At 59.8% G+C, this 18,963-nt stretch carries 14 protein-coding genes and 1 pseudogene; 14 read left to right on the forward strand and 1 reads right to left on the reverse strand.

Features of this window, described 5'->3' with window-relative positions; genetic code table 11:
• Positions 1-160 precede the first annotated feature (160 nt).
• Positions 161-1,312 (reverse strand): annotated as a pseudogene (locus ACEN2S_RS21740) (IS3 family transposase).
• 493 nt (positions 1,313-1,805) lie between these two features.
• On the opposite strand from ACEN2S_RS21740, the gene iolD reads away from it, so the two are divergent.
• The 14 genes from iolD to ACEN2S_RS21810 all read left to right on the forward strand — a co-directional run.
• Positions 1,806-3,665: a 3D-(3,5/4)-trihydroxycyclohexane-1,2-dione acylhydrolase (decyclizing) gene (gene iolD / locus ACEN2S_RS21745; protein WP_441870441.1), complete on the forward strand. Its 1,860-nt coding sequence runs from the start codon at positions 1,806-1,808 to the stop codon at positions 3,663-3,665.
• Positions 3,665-4,564, forward strand: coding sequence for a myo-inosose-2 dehydratase (iolE, locus tag ACEN2S_RS21750; protein WP_441870443.1), 900 nt, complete (start codon positions 3,665-3,667; stop codon positions 4,562-4,564). Before iolD ends, iolE begins: the two co-directional genes overlap by 1 nt.
• On the forward strand, positions 4,561-5,376 hold the full coding sequence (locus ACEN2S_RS21755) for an SDR family oxidoreductase (RefSeq protein WP_441870445.1): 816 nt from the start codon (positions 4,561-4,563) through the stop codon (positions 5,374-5,376). The genes iolE and ACEN2S_RS21755 overlap by 4 nt, the downstream gene beginning before the upstream one ends.
• Before the next feature lie 4 nt (positions 5,377-5,380).
• A complete protein-coding gene (locus ACEN2S_RS21760) occupies positions 5,381-6,439 on the forward strand; it encodes a sugar phosphate isomerase/epimerase family protein (RefSeq protein WP_441870447.1) in 1,059 nt (352 codons plus the stop codon).
• The gene (locus ACEN2S_RS21765) at positions 6,440-7,603 is read left to right on the forward strand and encodes a Gfo/Idh/MocA family protein (protein ID WP_441870449.1); all 1,164 of its coding nucleotides are present in this window, start codon (positions 6,440-6,442) and stop codon (positions 7,601-7,603) included.
• A 211-nt stretch (positions 7,604-7,814) separates the two neighbouring features.
• Positions 7,815-9,323 carry a sugar ABC transporter ATP-binding protein gene (locus ACEN2S_RS21770; RefSeq protein WP_441870451.1) on the forward strand — a complete coding sequence of 503 codons (1,509 nt, stop codon included), beginning with the start codon at positions 7,815-7,817 and terminating at the stop codon, positions 9,321-9,323.
• A complete protein-coding gene (locus ACEN2S_RS21775) occupies positions 9,316-10,335 on the forward strand; it encodes an ABC transporter permease (protein WP_441870453.1) in 1,020 nt (339 codons plus the stop codon). Before ACEN2S_RS21770 ends, ACEN2S_RS21775 begins: the two co-directional genes overlap by 8 nt.
• A gap of 34 nt (positions 10,336-10,369) precedes the next feature.
• Positions 10,370-11,314, forward strand: coding sequence for a substrate-binding domain-containing protein (locus ACEN2S_RS21780; protein ID WP_441870455.1), 945 nt, complete (start codon positions 10,370-10,372; stop codon positions 11,312-11,314).
• A 312-nt stretch (positions 11,315-11,626) separates the two neighbouring features.
• Entirely contained in the window at positions 11,627-12,634 is a 1,008-nt protein-coding gene (gene iolG, locus ACEN2S_RS21785) for an inositol 2-dehydrogenase (protein ID WP_441870457.1), read from the forward strand.
• Position 12,635: 1 nt separating this feature from the next.
• Positions 12,636-14,066 (forward strand): NAD-dependent succinate-semialdehyde dehydrogenase, encoded by a 1,431-nt coding sequence (locus tag ACEN2S_RS21790; protein ID WP_441870459.1) that lies wholly within the window; start codon positions 12,636-12,638, stop codon positions 14,064-14,066.
• An 11-nt stretch (positions 14,067-14,077) separates the two neighbouring features.
• A complete protein-coding gene (locus ACEN2S_RS21795) occupies positions 14,078-14,890 on the forward strand; it encodes an HpcH/HpaI aldolase family protein (RefSeq protein ID WP_441870461.1) in 813 nt (270 codons plus the stop codon).
• A complete protein-coding gene (locus ACEN2S_RS21800; RefSeq protein WP_441870463.1) occupies positions 14,890-15,861 on the forward strand; it encodes a hydroxyacid dehydrogenase in 972 nt (323 codons plus the stop codon). The genes ACEN2S_RS21795 and ACEN2S_RS21800 overlap by 1 nt, the downstream gene beginning before the upstream one ends.
• On the forward strand, positions 15,845-16,969 hold the full coding sequence (locus tag ACEN2S_RS21805) for a Gfo/Idh/MocA family protein (RefSeq protein ID WP_441870465.1): 1,125 nt from the start codon (positions 15,845-15,847) through the stop codon (positions 16,967-16,969). Before ACEN2S_RS21800 ends, ACEN2S_RS21805 begins: the two co-directional genes overlap by 17 nt.
• Before the next feature lie 144 nt (positions 16,970-17,113).
• The coding region (locus tag ACEN2S_RS21810; RefSeq protein WP_441870467.1) for a pyruvate carboxylase at positions 17,114-18,963 on the forward strand (1,850 nt) is incomplete at its 3' end.

An 18,963-nucleotide genomic window follows, 5' to 3' on the forward strand; every position in this document is an offset into this window, starting at 1 on the left:
CAATGTGCCCAAGGGATCCGGTCAAGATCAGGGGGACACCCATCATGAAACACGTCGCGATCTTCGGTGTTGACCTAGGAACCGGCGCCTTCAACTGCATGAAGCGACAGCAGGTGTCAACTGAGGTGCTCCCCATTCCTTGGACAGGATCTGGCGATTTTCAAGCTCTGATCCGCTCCGGCTGATCGGGTTGCGTTGCTTCGATTTGCAGTGAGTAGACCACTGCCGGTGGCTGTCCGCCAAGGGCTTTGTGCGGGCGGCGGTGATTGTAGAACTCCATCCATTTCCGGACACCCGCGCGGGCCTGTGACCCGCTCTCCCAGGCATGCAGATAAACGCACTCGTATTTCAACGTGCGCCACAGACGCTCGATGAAGATGTTGTCCAGATAGCGGCCCTTGCCATCCATTGAGATGCGGATGCCCGACCGCCGCAGGCGGTCTGTCCACGCAAACGACGTGAACTGAGATCCCTGATCGCTGTTCATGATGTCCGGCGGTCCGAACCGATAGATGGCCTCGTTCAGCCCCTCGACGCATAACTCCGCGTCCAGCGTGTTCGAGATCCGCCACGACAGAACCATGCGGGTGTGCCAGTCCATGATCGCCACCAGATAGAGGAATCCGCGGCGCATCGGCAGGTAGGTGATGTCCACGCACCAAACCTGATTTGGCCTGTCCACCCGCAGTCCACGAAACCGGCAGCAGCTCATTGTGCCCCTTCGCTGGCTTACTGGTGTTCGGCTTCTGATAGATCGGCATCAACCCCATCAGGCGCATGAGCCGACGGATGCGCTTCTCGTTCACCGCGTGGCCCTCGTTGCGCAGGTGCCACGTCATCTGGCGAACGCCGAAGAACGGCGTGTCGAGGAACTGCACGTCGATCAGCCGCATCAGCGCGAGGTTCTGCTCGGTCTCACCCTGCGGCGTGTAATAGAACGACGACCGGGGAATCGACAGCAGCGCGCACTGCTGACCGATCGACAAGTCCGAATGGTCACGTTCGATCATGGCGCGCCTCACTTCCCGCCCCAAGGCTTGAGCTTTCTTTCCAAAAAAGAGTTGGCCACCGCCAGCTCTCCGATCTTGGCATGCAGGTCCCTGACCTGGTCTTCATCGATGACTGGTGCCTTGCGGCTGCCTCGTTCAAAGACACCGGACGCGCCATCCAGCAGCGCACGTTTCCATTGGTTGATCATCGTCGGATGCACGCCGAACCGGCTCGCCAGCTCCGACACGGTCGACTCGCCTTTCAGCGCTTCCAGCGCCACCTTCGCCTTGAACTCAGGGGCATGCTGCTTTCGTTTCGACATCTTCGATCTCCTTCGTGGTGAAGATCAACAGACAGCAAATCAGAGCTTACGTCAGTGTCCAGTTTTCGGGGACCACCTCATAGCGGCGGTTTGGCGGGAAGGCAGTTCATCCCATTAGCTCAGAGGTTGGCTGAGATATTGTGGCTGTGTTGCGCAACGCGCCGCCTGATGATGCCAGACAAAACATCCTGGCAGAGCCGCAATTTTAACGGTGTCGAATGTCGACGATAGGCACCTCGGGACGTCATGTTGCTTTTGCCATGCAAGGCCCGTCTCGCATATCAGATCTTCAGCCTCGGTGCTCCAACCGATGGTGTTCACTCCACACCCGGGTCGCCTCTGGGTCGAAATCAACCAATATCTGCAAAGGTGCCACTGCAACGCGGCACTTCATTTTCACTTGAATCTGACAATGCAATTTTTATTGCTTAAGCGTAATTTTGTCAATATACGCTTCATGAATGCGAAAATCCATCGGCGGGAGGAAACCACGATGACCGAGACAACCATCCGTCTAACTATGGCGCAGGCCTTAGTGCGGTATCTTTGCAACCAGTATACAGTTATCGACGGCGATCGCGTCGCGCTTTTTGCTGGGGTTTTTGGAATTTTCGGGCATGGCAACGTCACCTGCCTTTCCGAAGCGCTTGAGCAGGTGCAAGATCAGCTGCCCACTTGGCGCGGTCAAAACGAGCAATCCATGGCATTGGCCGCTGTGGGTTTCGCAAAAGCCAAGCTGCGTCGTCAGATTATGATTGCCGCATCCTCCGTGGGGCCGGGCGCAACGAATATGATCACCGCTGCCGGTGTGGCCCATGCGAACCGCTTGCCCGTGCTGATTCTGGCGGGGGATACCTATGTGAACCGCTTGCCGGACCCTGTGCTACAGCAGGTTGAGCATTTCGGCACGCCCTCGATCACCGTCAACGACGGCTTTCGCTGCGTGTCCCGCTTTTGGGATCGAATCGTCCACCCCGCGCAGCTTCTGTCATCCCTACCTCAGGCACTGACCACCATGCTCGATCCAGCGGATTGTGGCCCAGCGTTCATCGGCCTGCCGCAAGACATTCAGGAAATCGCCTATGACTACCCGGTGCGTTTCTTTGAGGAGAAGGTATGGGCGATCCCGCGTCCGCGCGCAGCGCGCGACGAAATCAGCGCCGCGGTTGAACTGCTTAAGAGCGCGAAGAAGCCCCTGATCATTTCAGGCGGCGGCGTGCGCTATTCGGGCGCAAACGACCTCCTGTCCGATTTTGCAATGCGGCGCGGAATTCCGATGACCGAAACCATCGCCGGCAAAGGCGCCGTCGTGCATGACCACCCCGCCTATGTTGGCGCGATGGGGATCGAGGGGACCGAGGCCGCGCGTGAACTGGCGGAGACCGCCGACGTAATCATCGCCGTCGGGACCCGGATGCAGGATTTCACCACCGGTTCGTGGACGACGTTTTCGCCTGAGGCCAAATTCCTGAACATCAACGCCGCGCGATTTGATGCGTCCAAGCATTTCGCCACGCCGGTCGTTGGCGATGCGCTAGAATGCCTGCGCGAAATCGACGACGCTCTGGACGACTGGGCCTGCGATCCAGCGCAAATGGCAAACGCTCAAAAGCTTTATGCCGAATGGAACGTCTCGCTCGATGCCGGTCAGGCCCCCAGCAATGCACAGGTACCTTCCTATGCCCAAGTGATCGCGGTGGTCAACAAAATGGCCAAACCCGAGGACACGATGGTAACAGCAGCAGGAGGCCTGCCGGGAGAGACCGCGAAAAACTGGCGCGTCAAATCTCCCAATACCTATGACCTTGAGTTTGGTTTTTCCTGCATGGGCTATGAAATTGCGGGTGGCTGGGGACATGCCATGGCCAAGGCGGGGAAGGGCGTGCCAATCGTCATGCTGGGGGACGGCTCCTATATGATGATGAACTCCGATATCTATTCCACCGTTCTGAGCGGCCACAAAATGATCGTGGTGGTTTGCGACAATGGCGGCTTTGGCGTCATCAACCGGCTACAGACCAACATGGGCGTGCCAGGGTTCAACAACCTGCTCAAAGACTCGCGTATTCTCGACAAAGAAAACTTCCCGCATGTGGATTTCGTGGCCCATGCCCGTGCGATGGGGGCCGAAGCGCGGCATTGCGAGAGCCTCGCCGACCTCGAAGAGGCGATGGCCTGGGCGCAGGAAACAGACCGCACCACCGTACTGTCGATCAACTCGGATGCCTATGCCTGGACGGCAGGTGGCGCGGGTTGGTATGTGGGCGCGCCTGAAGTCAGCGCGCGAGAGAGCATCCGTACCGCGCGGAAAAATCAAGAAAAATTCCGTGAAAAACAGCGTCGGGGGATTTGATGGTGCTGAAAGCTAAATTGGGCATTGCCCCCATCGCATGGTGGAACGACGACCTTGCGGAACTCTCCGATGATGTGTCGTTGGAAGAATGTCTGCGTCAGGCCGCATTGGCTGGCTTGACGGGCATGGAAACTGGCCGCCGCTTTCCAATGGACATGGCCGAACTTGGGCCGATCTTGAACCGTCACGGGATCTCAGTCTGTGGCGGTTGGTTTTCGGGCCTGCTTCTGGACGGAGATATCGAGGTTGAGAAGGAACGCATCGCGCAACAGCACGCGTTCTTCAAAGCGGCCAACGCACCCTGTATCGTTTATGGCGAAACCGCGCGTTCGGTGCAGGGCGAACGTCACACTCCGCTTTGCGCCAAACCCAAGTTGAGCGAAGCCGAGATGGCCGCCTACGGGCGCAAGATGTCGGATTTCGCCGATTGGTGCGCGGCCAATGGGATGCCCCTCGCCTATCACCACCACATGGCCGCCGCAGTGGAAACCGAGGAAGAGCTTGATCTGTTCCTAAAACACAGCTCGGTTCCGCTGCTGTTTGACGCAGGCCACATGGCCTTTGCCGGCGGCGACAACCTGCGCGTTATCGACACCCACGCAAAACGCATCTCTCATGTTCATACCAAAGACGTGCGCATGGACGTGATCAACGGCCTCGATCGCAGCCGCGAAAGCTTTTTGGATGCGGTGATCAAGGGCGCCTTTACCGTGCCCGGCGACGGCACCCTGGATTTCGAGGTTATCGTCAAAGCGCTGGCGGACAAGGGCTATGAAGGCTGGTTCGTGATTGAGGCCGAACAGGACCCGATCAAAAACCCGCCGCTCATCATGGCGCGCAAAGGGCGCGCTGAATTGAAACGCGTCATGGACGCAGCTGGATATGAGGTGTCGCAATGAACTCTATTGCAGGAAAAATCGCCGTGGTCACCGGCGGCACCCAGGGACTTGGTGCGGCCATCGCACTGCTGTTTGCCAAGGCGGGGGCTGCGGGCATTGTCATCGTGGGGCGGGGAGTTGAAAAAGGCAGCGCCAAAGCCGCGCAGATTACCGCCGAGACTGGCGTGCACACCGAAATGGTTCCTGCGGATCTGGAAAGCATCGACGACGTCCGCCGCATCATGGGCGAAACCGACCGCCTGTTTGGACGGGTGGATATTCTGGTGAACGCCGCTGGGCTGACGGACCGGGGCAACCTACTCAATACATCGCCCGAACTATTCGACCGTATCTTTGCCGTCAACGTACGGGCACCGTTCTTCCTGATGCAGGATGCGGTGAAGCTGATGGAACGCGAAGGCATTACCGGCACCATCGTCAACATCGGCTCGGCCTCCGAGCGCGCGGGCCAGCCGTTCATTGCACCCTATTGCGCCTCTAAGGGGGCTCTGGCGACACTTACGCGCAATTCTGGCTATGCTCTTATGCGCAACCGCATCCGCGTAAATCAGCTTGATATCGGATGGATGAATTCAGACCACGAACGCAAGTTGCAGGAGGCCGAGTCCGGCGATCCGGATTTCATCAATAAACAGGCCGCAACGCTGCCGTTCGGCCGCCTGCTCGAGCCCGAAGAAGTGGCCAAGGCGGTGCTGTTCCTGGCATCTGACGACAGCGGCATGATGACAGGATCGGTGGTGCATTTCGATCAATCCGTCTGGGGCGGTTATGACGGCCAGGCGCCGGCACCCGCGGAAAAGCTCAAGGCCTAAATCCATGCGTACACTTAAGGGACCCGCAGTCTATCTGGCGCAATTCGCGGCTGATGAGACCCCATATGACACGTTGGATGGTCTGGCCAAATGGGCCGCGCAAAAAGGCTTCAAAGGCGTGCAAATCCCGACATGGGACACCCGCCTGATCGACATGCACAAAGCGGCGACTAGTGCGATTTATGCCGATGAAATTACGGGAATGCTGGCCGACAATGGTCTGGTGGTGACCGAGTTTGCCTCGCATATCACGGGGCAGCTCGTGGCGGTACATCCCGCGCACGACCAAATCATGGACAGCTTTGCACCCGAAGTGGTGCGCGGCAATCCGACCGCGCGCCGCGCTTGGGCAGAGGAGCAACTGCGCCTTGCAGTGCGAGCATCCCAGCGCTTTGGGATCACCACCCATACGACCTTCACAGGGTCGTTGCTCTGGCCCTATCTCTACCCCTACCCGCAATGGCCCGAGGGGCTCATCGACGAGGGATTCAGCGAATTGGCGGCCCGTTGGACGCCCATTTTGAATGATTTTGACGCCCATGGCGTCGATGCCTGCTTTGAAATTCATCCCTGTGAGGATGTGCATGACGGCCATTCCTGGGAATATTTCCTCGAAAAGCTGGGCGGGCATCCGCGCGCCAATATCATGTACGACCCCAGTCATTTTGTGCTGCAATCACTGGATTATTTGGCATTCATCGACCATTATCACGACCGGATCAAAGCGTTCCACGTTAAGGATGCCGAGTTCCGCCCCGACGGCAAATCGGGTGCCTATGGCGGCTTTATGCCGTGGTCAAAACGGGCAGGGCGGTTTCGCTCGCCGGGCGATGGGCAGGTCGATTTCGGCGCGATTTTCACCAAACTGTCGACCTATGGCTTCGAAGGTTGGGCGACGCTCGAATGGGAATGTTTCATCAAAAATCACGAGGACGGCGCCCGAGAGGGTGCACAGTTCATCAAGGATCATATCATCAATGTGTCGCAACGCGCATTTGACGACTTTGTCAGATCGGGTGCAGACCGGGGTGCGAACCGGGCAATGCTCGGACTGGAGAGATAGATGACAGCTGCACGTAAACTTCGTCTGGGCATGATCGGCGGCGGTGAAGGCGCCTATATCGGCAATATTCACCGAATTGCGGCACGCATGGATAGCGCATGGGACTTGGTTGCCGGCGCGTTTGACATTGACGCCGCCCGTGGCCGCAATTTCGCGCTTGGCCAAGGGATTGATGCAGCGCGCGCCTATGGCTCGGTCGATGAGTTGATCGCTGGGGAAACCACGCGCGCTGACCGTGTCGACGCGGTGGCCATCTGCACCCCAAATTTCACCCACTACCCGATTGCCAAGGCGCTGATCGAGGCTGGCTTTGACGTGATTTGCGAAAAGCCGCTCACTGCCACGCTCGAAGATGCGGTAGCCTTAGAGGCACTCGCGCGCCGGTCGGGGCGGTTTGTCGGGGTGACTTATACCTACTCGGGCTATCCGATGGTTCATGAGGCCCGGGTGCGCATCGCGGCTGGCGAGATTGGCAAGGTGCGTTCAATACAGGTGGAATATCCGCTCGAATGGATGGCCACCGCCATCGAAACCCAAGGCAACGCTCAAGCCGCCTGGCGTACGGACCCCAAGAAGAACGGCCGCGGCGGTTCCATTGGCGACATCGGCACCCATGCCTATCATCTGGCGGGTTTCGTGAGTGGACTGACCCTACAAAGCCTGACGGCGGATCTAGCAACCTTTGTCGACGGCCGCGCCTTGGATGACAATGCCCATGTGATGATGCGCTACAAAGGTGGCGCGCGCGGGCTCTTGTGGTCCAGCCAGGTCGCTTTGGGTAATTCAAATGGCGTGCGTTTACGGGTCTTTGGCGAAACTGGCTCGTTCCAATGGTATCAGGAACAACCGAACGAGTTGATCTATGCGCCCTTGGTCGGCCACGTGCAAACGTTGAAGCGCGGCACGGACGAAATGTCGCCCGATGCCAAACTGCGTTCGCGCACGCCCCCCGGTCACCCCGAGGGCTATCTGGAAGCCTTTGCCAACCTGTATGCAGGGTTTGCCGAGGCGCTTAACGCCCGACTGGAAAATCGAGAGCCGTCGCCCTTGGGGCAGAACCTTCCCATGGCCTATGATGGCCTTAAGGGCGTTGCCTTTGTCGATGCCGTCGTGGACAGCGCACAGAGTGAAAACCCAGTCTGGCTCACGCCAATCGCGGTTTGAAAAGAGGCCATCGCCCCGATAACGGTCCCCCCCCTTTGCAATGCCAAGGGAGGGGCAGCCTTCCGATCGATGCCTGCCTCGCACAGCCCTTTCGAATCGAATCATGCATTAAATATTGACACATAAATGATTTTGCAATTTTATTTGCAATGACAGGTGTGTAGTCATCTGCGCCGAACGCAGCGCTCGTATCCTGGGGAGGAGAAGCGCCATGCCCAATCTGACGCTAGCTAATGTGACCAAATCCTTTGGCACTGTCGAAGTCCTAAGCGGTATCGATCTATGCCTGCAGCCTGGCGAGGTTCTGGCTCTGGTCGGCGAAAATGGCGCCGGCAAATCAACGATGATGCGCATTGTGGCGGGGCTACAGTCACCCAGCCGGGGCAACATCACCTACGGCAGCGCCCCCGCACCAAGCACATTGGTTGAGGCCGAGGCAGCGGGAATCGTGATGGTGCATCAGGAATTCAGCCTCGCGCCGCATCTCACGGTTACTGAAAATATCTTCTTGGGCCGGGAAATACTGCGCGGAATTTTCACCGACGACAAAGCCATGGCGCAGCGCGCGAGAGAATACCTCAGTGACCTTGGTGCCCATATCGCGCCGCAGGCAAGGGTGCGCGATCTGCCAGTGTCCGACTGGCAGATGGTGGAGCTGGCCAAATCCTTCGCCCGGGCACCGTCGGTCTTGCTGATGGACGAGCCCACGGCAGTCCTGTCGGCCCCGCAGGCCGCACAGCTTTTCGCACGCATCCGCCGCTTCACCGGTGCCGGTGGGGCCGCCATTTTCACCTCACACCGGCTGGATGAGGTGCGCGAGATTGCCGATCGAGTCGCCGTGCTGCGCGACGGCAAAATCGTTGCGCTGCATAAGGCCGACACCCTGTCAGAGCATGACATGGCCCAGGCCATGGTTGGTCGCCCTCTGAATGAAATCTATCCACCGCGACACCCTCCGCAGAGGCACAAACCCTATATCTCTGTGCAAAATCTGACCTCGGGTGACCAGATCAAATGCGCCAGTTTCACGATCAACCGAGGCGAAGTACTGGGTATTTCCGGGCTGGTGGGTGCTGGGCGCACCGAACTGTTCGAGGCGTTGCTGGGCCTGCGCAAAGCGCAGTGTGATCTCTTTCAGCTTGATGGAACCACTCGCCCCCTGCCCTCGGCCCGCCGGGCATGGCGTCTGGGCATGGCCTATCTGACCGAAGACCGCAAAGGCAAGGGCCTGCTGTTGTCAAAGCCGATGTCGGAAAATATTGCCCTCACCCGTGGCGCACTGACTGGCCGCGCCTGGATAGACCGGACGCGCGAGGACCGCGATCTGCAAACCGCGATTGCGCGTTACGACATTCGCAGCGGCGATCGTAAAGCAGCAGTGGGTCGACTTTCCGGCGGTAACCAGCAAAAGGTGCTGATCGCCAAAACACTCGCGAGTGACCCTGATCTTGTGGTCCTCGATGAGCCAACGCGCGGCGTGGACATCGGAGCAAAGCAGCAGATCTACGCGCTGATTGCCGCCCTGGCCGCGGCGGGCAAGGCCATCGTCGTGATCTCGTCTGAAATGCAGGAAATCGTCGGGCTCAGTGACCGAGTGCTGGTCCTCTACCGCGGTCGAATCGTCGGCGAATTGGGTCATAGCAGCGAGTTTTCGGGCGAGATCAGCGAGCAAAACATCATCCGCTATGCAATGGGTCTGGAGGACGCGCATCATGGCTGAAACCACACAAACACCGCCAGCGACACAGACATCGCAAAACTCTGGCATACGCCCGCGCGCTGTACTGGCGAGCATGGGGCCGCTTCTGGCACTACTGTTACTCGTCGCAGCAGGGGCAATCACCAGCGACACCTTTTTGGGCGCCGCTAACCTATCCAACGTACTCACCCGCTCAGCAATCATCGGTATCATCGCGATTGGTGCGACCTTTGTTATCACCGCGGGGGGGTTAGACCTCTCGGTGGGATCGATGTCGGCACTAGTGGCGGGGCTGACGATCATGGTGATGAACGCCCTAGTCAGCACTTGGGGCGCAAGCATGATCGTGGTGGCCGCAGGCGTCCTGTTCGCCTGCGGGATCGGGGCGGTGGCGGGCCTGATGTCGGGTTTGTTGATCGTTCAGGGCCGCGTCGAGGCCTTTATCGTCACCCTCGGCGCGATGGGCATCTTCCGGTCGCTGCTCACCTGGCTCTCTGATGGTGGCTCAATCTCGCTGGAAAGCGGCCTGCGGACCTTGGCACGGCCAATCTATTACGCCGCGCCTTTCGGCGTTGCGCTGCCCATTCTCATCTTCACAGCTTTAGCGGTGCTGGGTGAGCTGGTACTGCGGCGCATGCGCTTTGGCCGCCATGTTGCGGCGATCGGCTCAAACCGGCAGGTGGCGCAATATTCTGCGGTGCCGGTCACGCGCGTGCGGATCGCAACTTACGTGATCCAGGGCGTCGCCGTAGGGATTGCGGCAGCGATTTACATTCCGCGCCTGGGCACAGCGACACCCTCGACCGGATTGATGTGGGAACTCGAAGCCATCGCCGCCGTGATCATCGGCGGCACCGCGTTGGGAGGAGGCTTTGGCCGCATCTGGGGCACGGTGGCGGGCGTGCTGATCCTAGGCTTCATCTCCAACATTCTCAACTTGACCGGCTATGTCAGCCCCCATCTGAACGGGGCTTTTCAAGGCGCGATCATCATCATCGCCGTGGTTCTGCAACGCGACCGCTCGCAAGGTTGAGCGGATCAGAGGAAATTCAATCAGGGAGGAACAAATGTTCAATAAGCTCAACTTAATTGCAGGCCTGCTCGCACTCACGGCAACCGGTCATCCGGTTGGGGCCGCCGAATTTACTATCGGCGTTTCCATTCCCGCCGCCACGCATGGCTGGACGGGCGGACTGAATTTCTTTGCCGAAGACACGATCAAAAAAATGGAGGCAACCTTCCCAGATATCGATTGGGTGCTGGCAACCGCCTCAGATGTCAATGATCAGGTCAACGACCTAGAAGACCTCGCGGCACGCAATGTCGACGCGATCATCGTGTTGCCGATGGAATCGGATCCACTGACCGAGCCCGTCAAACAGCTCAAACAGAATGGGAGCTTTATCACCGTCATCGATCGCGGCCTTGCGGAGGCGGGTATCGAGGATTTCTATCTTGCAGGCAACAACACACAATATGGAACGTCGGCGGGCGAATACTTTGTGAAACGGTTCCCCGCAGGCGCCAAAATCGTTGTTCTGCGCGGCTTGCCCACTACCATCGACAACATTCGGGTTGATGCCTTCACGGCCGCCATCGAGGGCTCGGGCATCGAGGTGCTCGACATGCAATACGCCAATTGGAACCCCGACAAGGGCTTTGAAGTGATGCAAGATTTTCTGCAGCGCTTCCCTCAGATTGACGGAGTTTGGGCAGGGGATGATGATCCGGCACTGGGCGCGATGGAAGCCATCCGGCAAGACGGACGCAAGGGTATTGTGGTTCTGGGCGGCGGCGGCATGAAAGACATTCTCAAAGGCATCGCAGACGGGACGAACGATATGATCGATGCGGATGTACTGTATCACCCGAGCCTTATCGTTCCTGCTATTGAAATGACGGCAATGCATTTTGCCCTTGGCATGCCGATCGAGGGGACCTTCCAATTGGACAGCCCCACGGTCACCAAGGAAAATGCGGCGCAATATTATAATGCCGACAGCCCCTATTGAGTAAAATGGCGCGGCCCACCCCCCCTTGGTGGGCTGCGCTGACCGGGACCTCAACCGAAAAGGCAAGAGGCTAACATTTCCGACGGCAACCATGGGGCGCCCCCGATGCGGTTGCCGAAACAACCCACTCTTTAATTGCGAAAAACCTGTTCGGCCCACCTGTGGGCCCGCCGGCGAGGGTAAGGCCCGGCACAGAGGCTTGATGGCAGCGCGCCCCCTTCTCTGCATACTTATGCCCGATATGCGGAAATGGTTATTGACAAAACATCTGTTTAGCAATGAATGTTGCAATAGCTGCTTTGGGAGGAATTCATGTTGAAGATTGCTGTACTGGGCTGTGGACGGATTGGCCGCATGCATGCCGAGAATATCGCGAAACATCCGCGGGCGACGCTGGCCGGGGTGTTTGACGTTTATGATCGGGCCGCCATCGAGGTGTCGACGAAATTGGGAGTCACCCGATTCGAAACCGCGCAAGCGCTGCTAACCTCGCCCGAAGTGGATGCGGTGCTAATCGCCACCTCGACACCGACACATGCAGATTTCATTGAAGAGGCCGTCGCTGCCGGAAAACCGATGCTCTGCGAAAAACCGATCGATCTGTCGCTGGCGCGCGTCGAGGCCTGCGCCACGGCAATTGCCGGCACTCAGGTGCCGATCATGTTGGGCTTTGTGCGCCGTTTTGACCCGGGCCACCGGGCGGTGCGGCAAGCGATTGCGACGGGGCGGATAGGCAAGCTGCATCAGGTTACCATCACTTCTCGGGACCCTGGTCTGGCTCCCGAAGCATATATTGCCGAGTCCGGCGGCATTTTCCGGGACATGACGATTCATGATTTTGACATGGCACGGTTTATTCTGGGAGAAGAGGTGACCACGGTGACCGCGTCCGCCTCGCGCCTTGTCGCGCCAGAGCTGATGTCGAAGTATGAGGATTATGACACTGTGGTGGTGACCCTTACCACCGCGAGTGGGACCCAGGCCGTCATCACGAATTCGCGTCGCGCAGTCTACGGCTATGACCAACGTGTCGAAGCGCTCGGGGATGCGGGCATGGCGGTGTCGGAAAACCGTCGGATCAATAACATGCAGCTCTATTCCGCCGATTTCACCGGTCAGGGCGCGCCGTTACAGAATTTCTTCATTGAACGTTACACCGAAGCCTTTGCCGCCGAAATCGACGCATTCGTCGATGCGGTGGAGAACAATGTGGCACCGGAGGTTGGGTTCGAGGATGGCCGTCAGGCCTTGCTACTGGCCGAAGCCGCGCTGAAATCCGTGCAGGAAAATCGCACGGTATTGACGAGCGAGGTTGCTTAAAATGTATGAGAAATTTGGTCTCCTGATTGGTGGTGTGTGGCAGGACGCCAGCGCCACAGCCAACGTTATCTCGCCTGTCACCGGCAAATCACTGGGCGCCGCACCCAACGCGACGGCAGACGAAACAAGGGCCGCCATTGACGCCGCCACTGCCGCGCTAGCACCCTTGCGGGCAATGAGCGGTTTCGCCCGCGCCGAGGCGCTCCATCAGGCCGCCGATGCAATGCTGGCGCGCGCCGCAGAGGCACAGCAGATGATCGCCGCCGAAACCGGCAAGCCGGTGGCGCAAGCCGGGCGCGAATGGGTGCTTGCATGTGAGCAATTCCGCTGGTTTGCCGAAGAGGCCCGCCGCATCTATGGCCGCATCATCGACAGCCGAGTGCCAGGCGGCCGCTTTGAAGTGACTCGCGAGCCGGTGGGCGTAGTGGGCGCCTTTACCGCTTGGAATTTCCCGGCCGCGTTGCCCGCGCGCAAATTGGCGCCGGCGTTGGCGGCGGGCTGTCCGGTGGTGCTGCGCCCCTCGTCGCAGACCCCTGGGGTTGCCATGATCATGGTGGATTGTCTGCGCGATTGCGGCTTGCCCGCAGGCGCGGTCAACCTTGTCGTCGGTGCGACCTCACAGACTTATGCGCCTATCATGGCCGACAAGCGGGTGCGCAAGGTCTCACTGACCGGTTCGACCCGAGTTGGACAGCAGATGATCCGCGATGCCGCCGACACGGTGAAAAAGGTTTCAATGGAGCTCGGCGGCAACGCACCGCTGATCATCCATGAGGATGCGGATCTCGAGCTTGCCCTCGATCTGACCGTGGCGACAAAATTCGCCAATTGTGGTCAGGTCTGCGTAACGCCCGACCGAATTTTCGTGCACGATAGCCTGCATAAAGCCTTTTTGGAGGGGTTTGTCACCCGCACCCGCCGCATCAAGGTAGGCGATGGGTTGGATCCGGAAACCGGCATGGGACCGCTGATCAACGAAGGCCGTTTGACGGAAATCGACGCGATCGTGCAGGACGCGGTGCGGGCCGGGGCACGGCTGCTCACAGGCGGCGCCCGGGTGGTTGAACAAAATGCCGGGCATTTCTATCAACCGACCGTGCTGGCGAATGTCACCGACAACATGAAGGTCTTTGCCGAGGAAAACTTTGGTCCGATTGCTGCGATCACTCATTTTGCCTCCGAAGAGGAAGTACTCACCCGCGCGAATGCCTGCGACATGGGTCTAGCGGCCTATGCTTTCACCCGTTCGCCAGAGCGAGCGCGGCGCACAGTCGCCACGCTGAAAGCCGGAATGGTCGGCATCAACAGCTTTGCTCTGGCGGCGGCCGAGGCGCCTTTTGGCGGCACCAACTTCTCGGGGATGGGGCGCGAGGGCGGCATCGAAGGTATCGAGGACTATCTTGATACCAAACTTGCGCAGATCGTATTCTGAGGAGAGCCCAGATGAAAAAGAATAAACTTCGCCAAATCTGGGCTGAAGGCCGCCCGGTGCTTCATGGGTGGCTGTCGATGGCCAGCCCCTTTGGTGCCGAAATAATGGCGGCGCAAGGCTATGATGCAATCTCAATAGACATTCAACACGGCGCAGTTGACTACAAAGATGTGCTGGGCATGTTTCAGGCCATGCGCGCCTCTGACACCGTGATCATGGCGCGCGTTCCCTGGCTTGACCCGAGCTGGATCATGAAGGTACTCGACGCGGGTGCCTATGGCATCATCTGCCCGATGGTCAACACCCGAGCTCAAGCAGAGCAATTCGTGCGTTACATGCGCTATCCGCCGCTGGGCGAGCGCAGCTTTGGCCCCACCCGCGCCATCTATCCGGCCGGGGCCAATTACGCAGCAGAAGCCAATGGCGAGATTCTTGCCTTCGCGATGATCGAAACGGCAGAGGCGATGGACAATCTGGAAGAGATCGCAGCAACGCCTGGTCTCGACGGCATCTATGTCGGCCCGGCCGATCTGAGCTTTTCCCTGTCAAACGGTGCGCTGACCCCGGCTTTCGACCGCGAGGAGCCCGAGGTCATTGCCGCCATCCAGAAAATCCGCGAAGCCTGCCATCGGAACGGTATCAAGGCCGCCATCCATTGCGGCACCCCTGAATATGCGGCGCGGGCGATCGGTTGGGGCTATGACATGACCACAGTATCTGGTGACACCCGACTGTTGGCGAGTGCAGCGGCAGCCTCGGTGAACATCTGGCGCGACCTGACCCAAGGCCAATCCGGTGCCGAGACTGACAAGGGGAGCTACTGATGCCACATGTGCTTGTTGCGGGAAAGCTGCACCCGTTGGGGCGCGCCTTGCTGGATGCTGCCCCGGGCGTCAGTGTACGCTATATCGAGGAAGTCTCGGAAGAAAGCTACGCCCCGTATATCGATACAGCGGATGCCCTTCTGATCCGCACGCAGCCGATGAGCGCAACGACGATTGCGCAGGCCCGTCAACTGAAGATCGTCTCGCGCCACGGCGTTGGCTATGACGCCGTCGACCTGACCGCGCTGAACCAACGCCAGATCGCCCTCGCTGTCTGCGGCGACGTAAATTCCACCTCGGTTGCAGAACATGCGGCGATGATGATCCTGGCCGCAAGCAAACGCGCGCTGCGGGCGGACAAATCGGTCCGCCAAGGTCCGTGGGATTGGCGCAATGGGCTGGAAAGTCAGGATCTGCGCGGACGAAATCTGCTGTTGCTCGGCTATGGGCGGATCGGTCGCCACACGGCGACAATGATGGGCGGTTTTGGCCTGACCATCCGCGCTTATGATCCCTATTTGCTGGGACAAGGGTGGCCGCCGGGACCGGTTACTCCGGTCGCCGATTTGGCCGAGGGGCTGGCCTGGGCCGATATCATATCGGTAAGCGTGCCCCGCGCCGGAAAGCCGCTGATCGGCACCGCCGAATTCGCGCAGATGAAGGATGGTGTGGTTCTGGTCAACACCGCGCGCGGTGGCGTGGTGGATGAGACGGCGCTGATCGCCGCGCTCAGCTCTGGTAAGGTTGGTGCTGCCGGTCTCGATGTCTTTGAACAAGAACCGCCCGCCCGCGACAACCCGCTCGCCGGTTTCGACCAGGTACTGCTCTCGCCGCATATCGCCGGGGTGACCGATGGCGCGGCCGAACGCATGGCCCTTGGCTCGGCGCAAAACATACTCGACTTTTTCGCGGGCAGGCTTGATCCCAACCTGATCGTCAACAAGGAGATGCTGCATGTCAGCGAAACGTAAACTGCGCATCGGCCTCATCGGCACCGGCTTCATGGGCAAGGCGCATGTGTTCGGCTTTGCATCGGCACAAAAAGTTTTCGACCTGCCGTTGCAAATTGAATTGCACACAGTCGCCGATGTCACGGAGGCCGCCGCCAGCCGCGCAGCATCAGACTTCGGCTTTGCACATGCCACCACCGAGTGGCGCCGGATGATCGACAATCCGGACATTGACATCATCGATATCACCGCCCCCAATGCCCTACACAAGGAAATGGCGCTCGCGGCGATTGCAGCAGGCAAACACGTCTATTGCGAAAAACCGTTGGCACCACTGGCGGCGGATGCACGCGAGATGGCGGAAGCTGCCGAAGCGGCGGGTGTGATGACCCAAGTGGGTTTCAACTATCTGTGCAACCCGATGATCCGTCTGGCCAAAGAGATGATCGAGGCAGGCGAATTGGGCGAAATTCGCGGCTATCGCGGCCTTCACGCCGAGGATTATATGGCAGATGCCACCAGCCCCTTCACCTTTCGCCATGATCCGGCGGGCGGCGGCGCTTTGGCAGATATCGGCAGCCATGCCTTAGCGACGGCGGAAATGCTGCTCGGCCCGATCTCGGCGGTGATGGGCGATTGCGTGACGATGATCGGCGAACGCCCCGATGGCAAGGGCGGCCTGCGCAAGGTCACTGTGGATGATGTCGGGAGGGCCTTCCTGCGCTTTGCCAATGGCGCGCAGGGTTCGATTGAGGGCAACTGGATAGCCACCGGCCGCAAGATGCAGCATGACTTTGAGGTCTATGGCACCAAGGGCGCGCTTTGCTTCAGTCAGGAACGCTTCAATGAGTTGCATTTCTACACCACCTCGGACTTGCCCGGCCGCCGGGGTTTCCGCCGGATTGAGGCGGCCCCCGATCACCCGCCCTATGGGCGTTTCTGCGTGGCACCCGGCCATCAACTAGGTTTCAATGATCTGAAGGCGATCGAAGTTGCCGGCTACATTGCGGCGATTGCCGGAGAGGCGCCCGAGCCGTTCAACTTCCGGAAGGGTCTGCGCATCCAGACTCTCGTCGAGACCATCCAACACAGCTCCACCCAGCGTCAATGGAAAGAAATTGCTGACTGAGCCGTTGTCACCGGGCCTCCCCAGCCCGGTGAAATTGCCGGGGCAGCCTCCCGCACCGGCAAAATTCGGGGCTACTCTATGCCTCGCCTCCCTGGCGCCCGGGTCCCTTTTCCCGGGCGTCACTTTTTCCTGAGGAAACCAAAAATGTTCCGTAAGATCCTGATCGCCAACCGGGGCGAGATCGCCATCCGCGTGATGCGTGCCGCGAATGAATTGGGCAAAAAGACCGTTGCGGTCTATGCCGAGGAAGACAAGCTGTCGCTGCACCGTTTCAAGGCGGACGAGGCCTACAGGATTGGTGCGGGCCTCTCGCCGGTGGGCGCCTATCTCAGCATTGACGAGATCATCCGGGTGGCCAAGGAATCCGGCGCGGATGCGATCCACCCGGGCTATGGCCTCCTGTCGGAAAACCCCGATTTCGTCGAAGCCTGCGCGGCGAACGGCATCACCTTCATCGGCCCCAAGGCCGAGACGATGCGCGCGCTGGGTGACAAGGCCAGCGCCCGTCAGGTGGCGATCAAGGCGGGCGTGCCGGTCATTCCCGCCACCGCCGTTCTGGGCGAGGATTTCGACGCGATCAAGGCCGAGGCGTCCGAGGTGGGCTATCCCCTGATGCTGAAAGCCAGCTGGGGTGGCGGCGGGCGCGGGATGCGGCCGATCCTGAACGCCGAGGAGCTGATCGAAAAGGTCCGCGAAGGCCGGCGCGAGGCCGAGGCCGCCTTTGGCAATGGCGAAGGCTATCTGGAAAAGATGATCCTGCGCGCGCGCCACGTAGAGGTGCAGCTTCTGGGCGACACCCATGGCGGGCTTTATCACCTCTATGAGCGCGACTGCACCGTGCAGCGCCGCAACCAGAAGGTGGTGGAACGCGCCCCCGCCCCCTACCTCACCGACGCGCAACGCGCCGAGGTTTGCGAACTGGCGCTGAAAATCGGCCGCGCGGTTGGCTATCAGAACGCGGGCACCGTCGAATTCCTGATGGATATGGACGATGAGAAATTCTACTTCATCGAGGTCAATCCGCGGGTTCAGGTGGAGCATACTGTCACCGAACAGGTGACCGGCATCGACATCGTGCAAAGCCAGATCAAGATCGCCGAGGGCATGACGCTGGCCGAGGCGACCGGCACCCCGATCCAGGCCGATGTGCATCTGCGCGGCCATGCGCTGCAATGCCGGGTGACCACCGAGGATCCGCAGAACAATTTCATCCCCGATTACGGCCGCATCACCGCCTATCGCTCGGCCACCGGCATGGGCATCCGCCTCGATGGCGGCACCGCCTATGCGGGCGGGGTGATCACCCGCTATTATGACAGTCTGCTGGTCAAGGTCACCGCCCATGCGCAGACGCCGGAGCAGGCGATTTCACGCATGGACCGCGCCCTGCGCGAATTCCGCATCCGCGGCGTTTCGACCAACATCGACTTTGTCATCAACCTGCTGAAACACCCGACCTTCCTCGATTACTCCTATACGACGAAATTCATCGACACGACGCCTGCCCTCTTCACCTTCAAGAAGCGGCGCGACCGGGCGACGAAAATCCTGACCTATATCGCCGACATCACGGTGAACGGGCATCCCGAGACGGCGGGCCGCCCGAAACCCGCCGCCGAGGTCCGCCAACCCAAGCCCCCCGCCGTGAAGGCGGAACCGGCCTATGGCACGCGCAACCTCCTCGAGGAGAAGGGCCCGCAGGCGGTGGCCGACTGGATGGCGGCGCAGACAAAGCTGCTGTTGACCGATACCACGATGCGCGACGGGCATCAGAGCCTGCTCGCCACCCGCATGCGCTCGATCGACATGGTCCGCGCGGCGCCCTCCTATGCCGCCAATCTGCCGCAGCTTTTCTCGGTCGAATGCTGGGGCGGGGCGACCTTTGACGTGGCCTACCGCTTCTTGCAGGAATGCCCCTGGCAGCGGCTGCGCGACATCCGCGAGCGGATGCCGAATGTGATGACGCAGATGCTGCTGCGCGCCTCGAACGGGGT

Source organism: Phaeovulum sp. W22_SRMD_FR3, assembly GCF_052113705.1.
Classification (GTDB): domain Bacteria; phylum Pseudomonadota; class Alphaproteobacteria; order Rhodobacterales; family Rhodobacteraceae; genus JBGQOG01.

Bases quoted from the DNA above. Each gene is read 5' to 3' on its own strand.
- iolD (WP_441870441.1), top strand. From the start codon at position 1,806: ATGACCGAGACAACCATCCGTCTAACTATGGCGCAGGCCTTAGTGCGG.
- iolE (WP_441870443.1), top strand. From the start codon at position 3,665: ATGGTGCTGAAAGCTAAATTGGGCATTGCCCCCATCGCATGGTGGAAC.
- ACEN2S_RS21755 (WP_441870445.1), top strand. From the start codon at position 4,561: ATGAACTCTATTGCAGGAAAAATCGCCGTGGTCACCGGCGGCACCCAG.
- ACEN2S_RS21760 (WP_441870447.1), top strand. From the start codon at position 5,381: ATGCGTACACTTAAGGGACCCGCAGTCTATCTGGCGCAATTCGCGGCT.
- ACEN2S_RS21765 (WP_441870449.1), top strand. From the start codon at position 6,440: ATGACAGCTGCACGTAAACTTCGTCTGGGCATGATCGGCGGCGGTGAA.
- ACEN2S_RS21770 (WP_441870451.1), top strand. From the start codon at position 7,815: ATGCCCAATCTGACGCTAGCTAATGTGACCAAATCCTTTGGCACTGTC.
- ACEN2S_RS21775 (WP_441870453.1), top strand. From the start codon at position 9,316: ATGGCTGAAACCACACAAACACCGCCAGCGACACAGACATCGCAAAAC.
- ACEN2S_RS21780 (WP_441870455.1), top strand. From the start codon at position 10,370: ATGTTCAATAAGCTCAACTTAATTGCAGGCCTGCTCGCACTCACGGCA.
- iolG (WP_441870457.1), top strand. From the start codon at position 11,627: ATGTTGAAGATTGCTGTACTGGGCTGTGGACGGATTGGCCGCATGCAT.
- ACEN2S_RS21790 (WP_441870459.1), top strand. From the start codon at position 12,636: ATGTATGAGAAATTTGGTCTCCTGATTGGTGGTGTGTGGCAGGACGCC.
- ACEN2S_RS21795 (WP_441870461.1), top strand. From the start codon at position 14,078: ATGAAAAAGAATAAACTTCGCCAAATCTGGGCTGAAGGCCGCCCGGTG.
- ACEN2S_RS21800 (WP_441870463.1), top strand. From the start codon at position 14,890: ATGCCACATGTGCTTGTTGCGGGAAAGCTGCACCCGTTGGGGCGCGCC.
- ACEN2S_RS21805 (WP_441870465.1), top strand. From the start codon at position 15,845: ATGTCAGCGAAACGTAAACTGCGCATCGGCCTCATCGGCACCGGCTTC.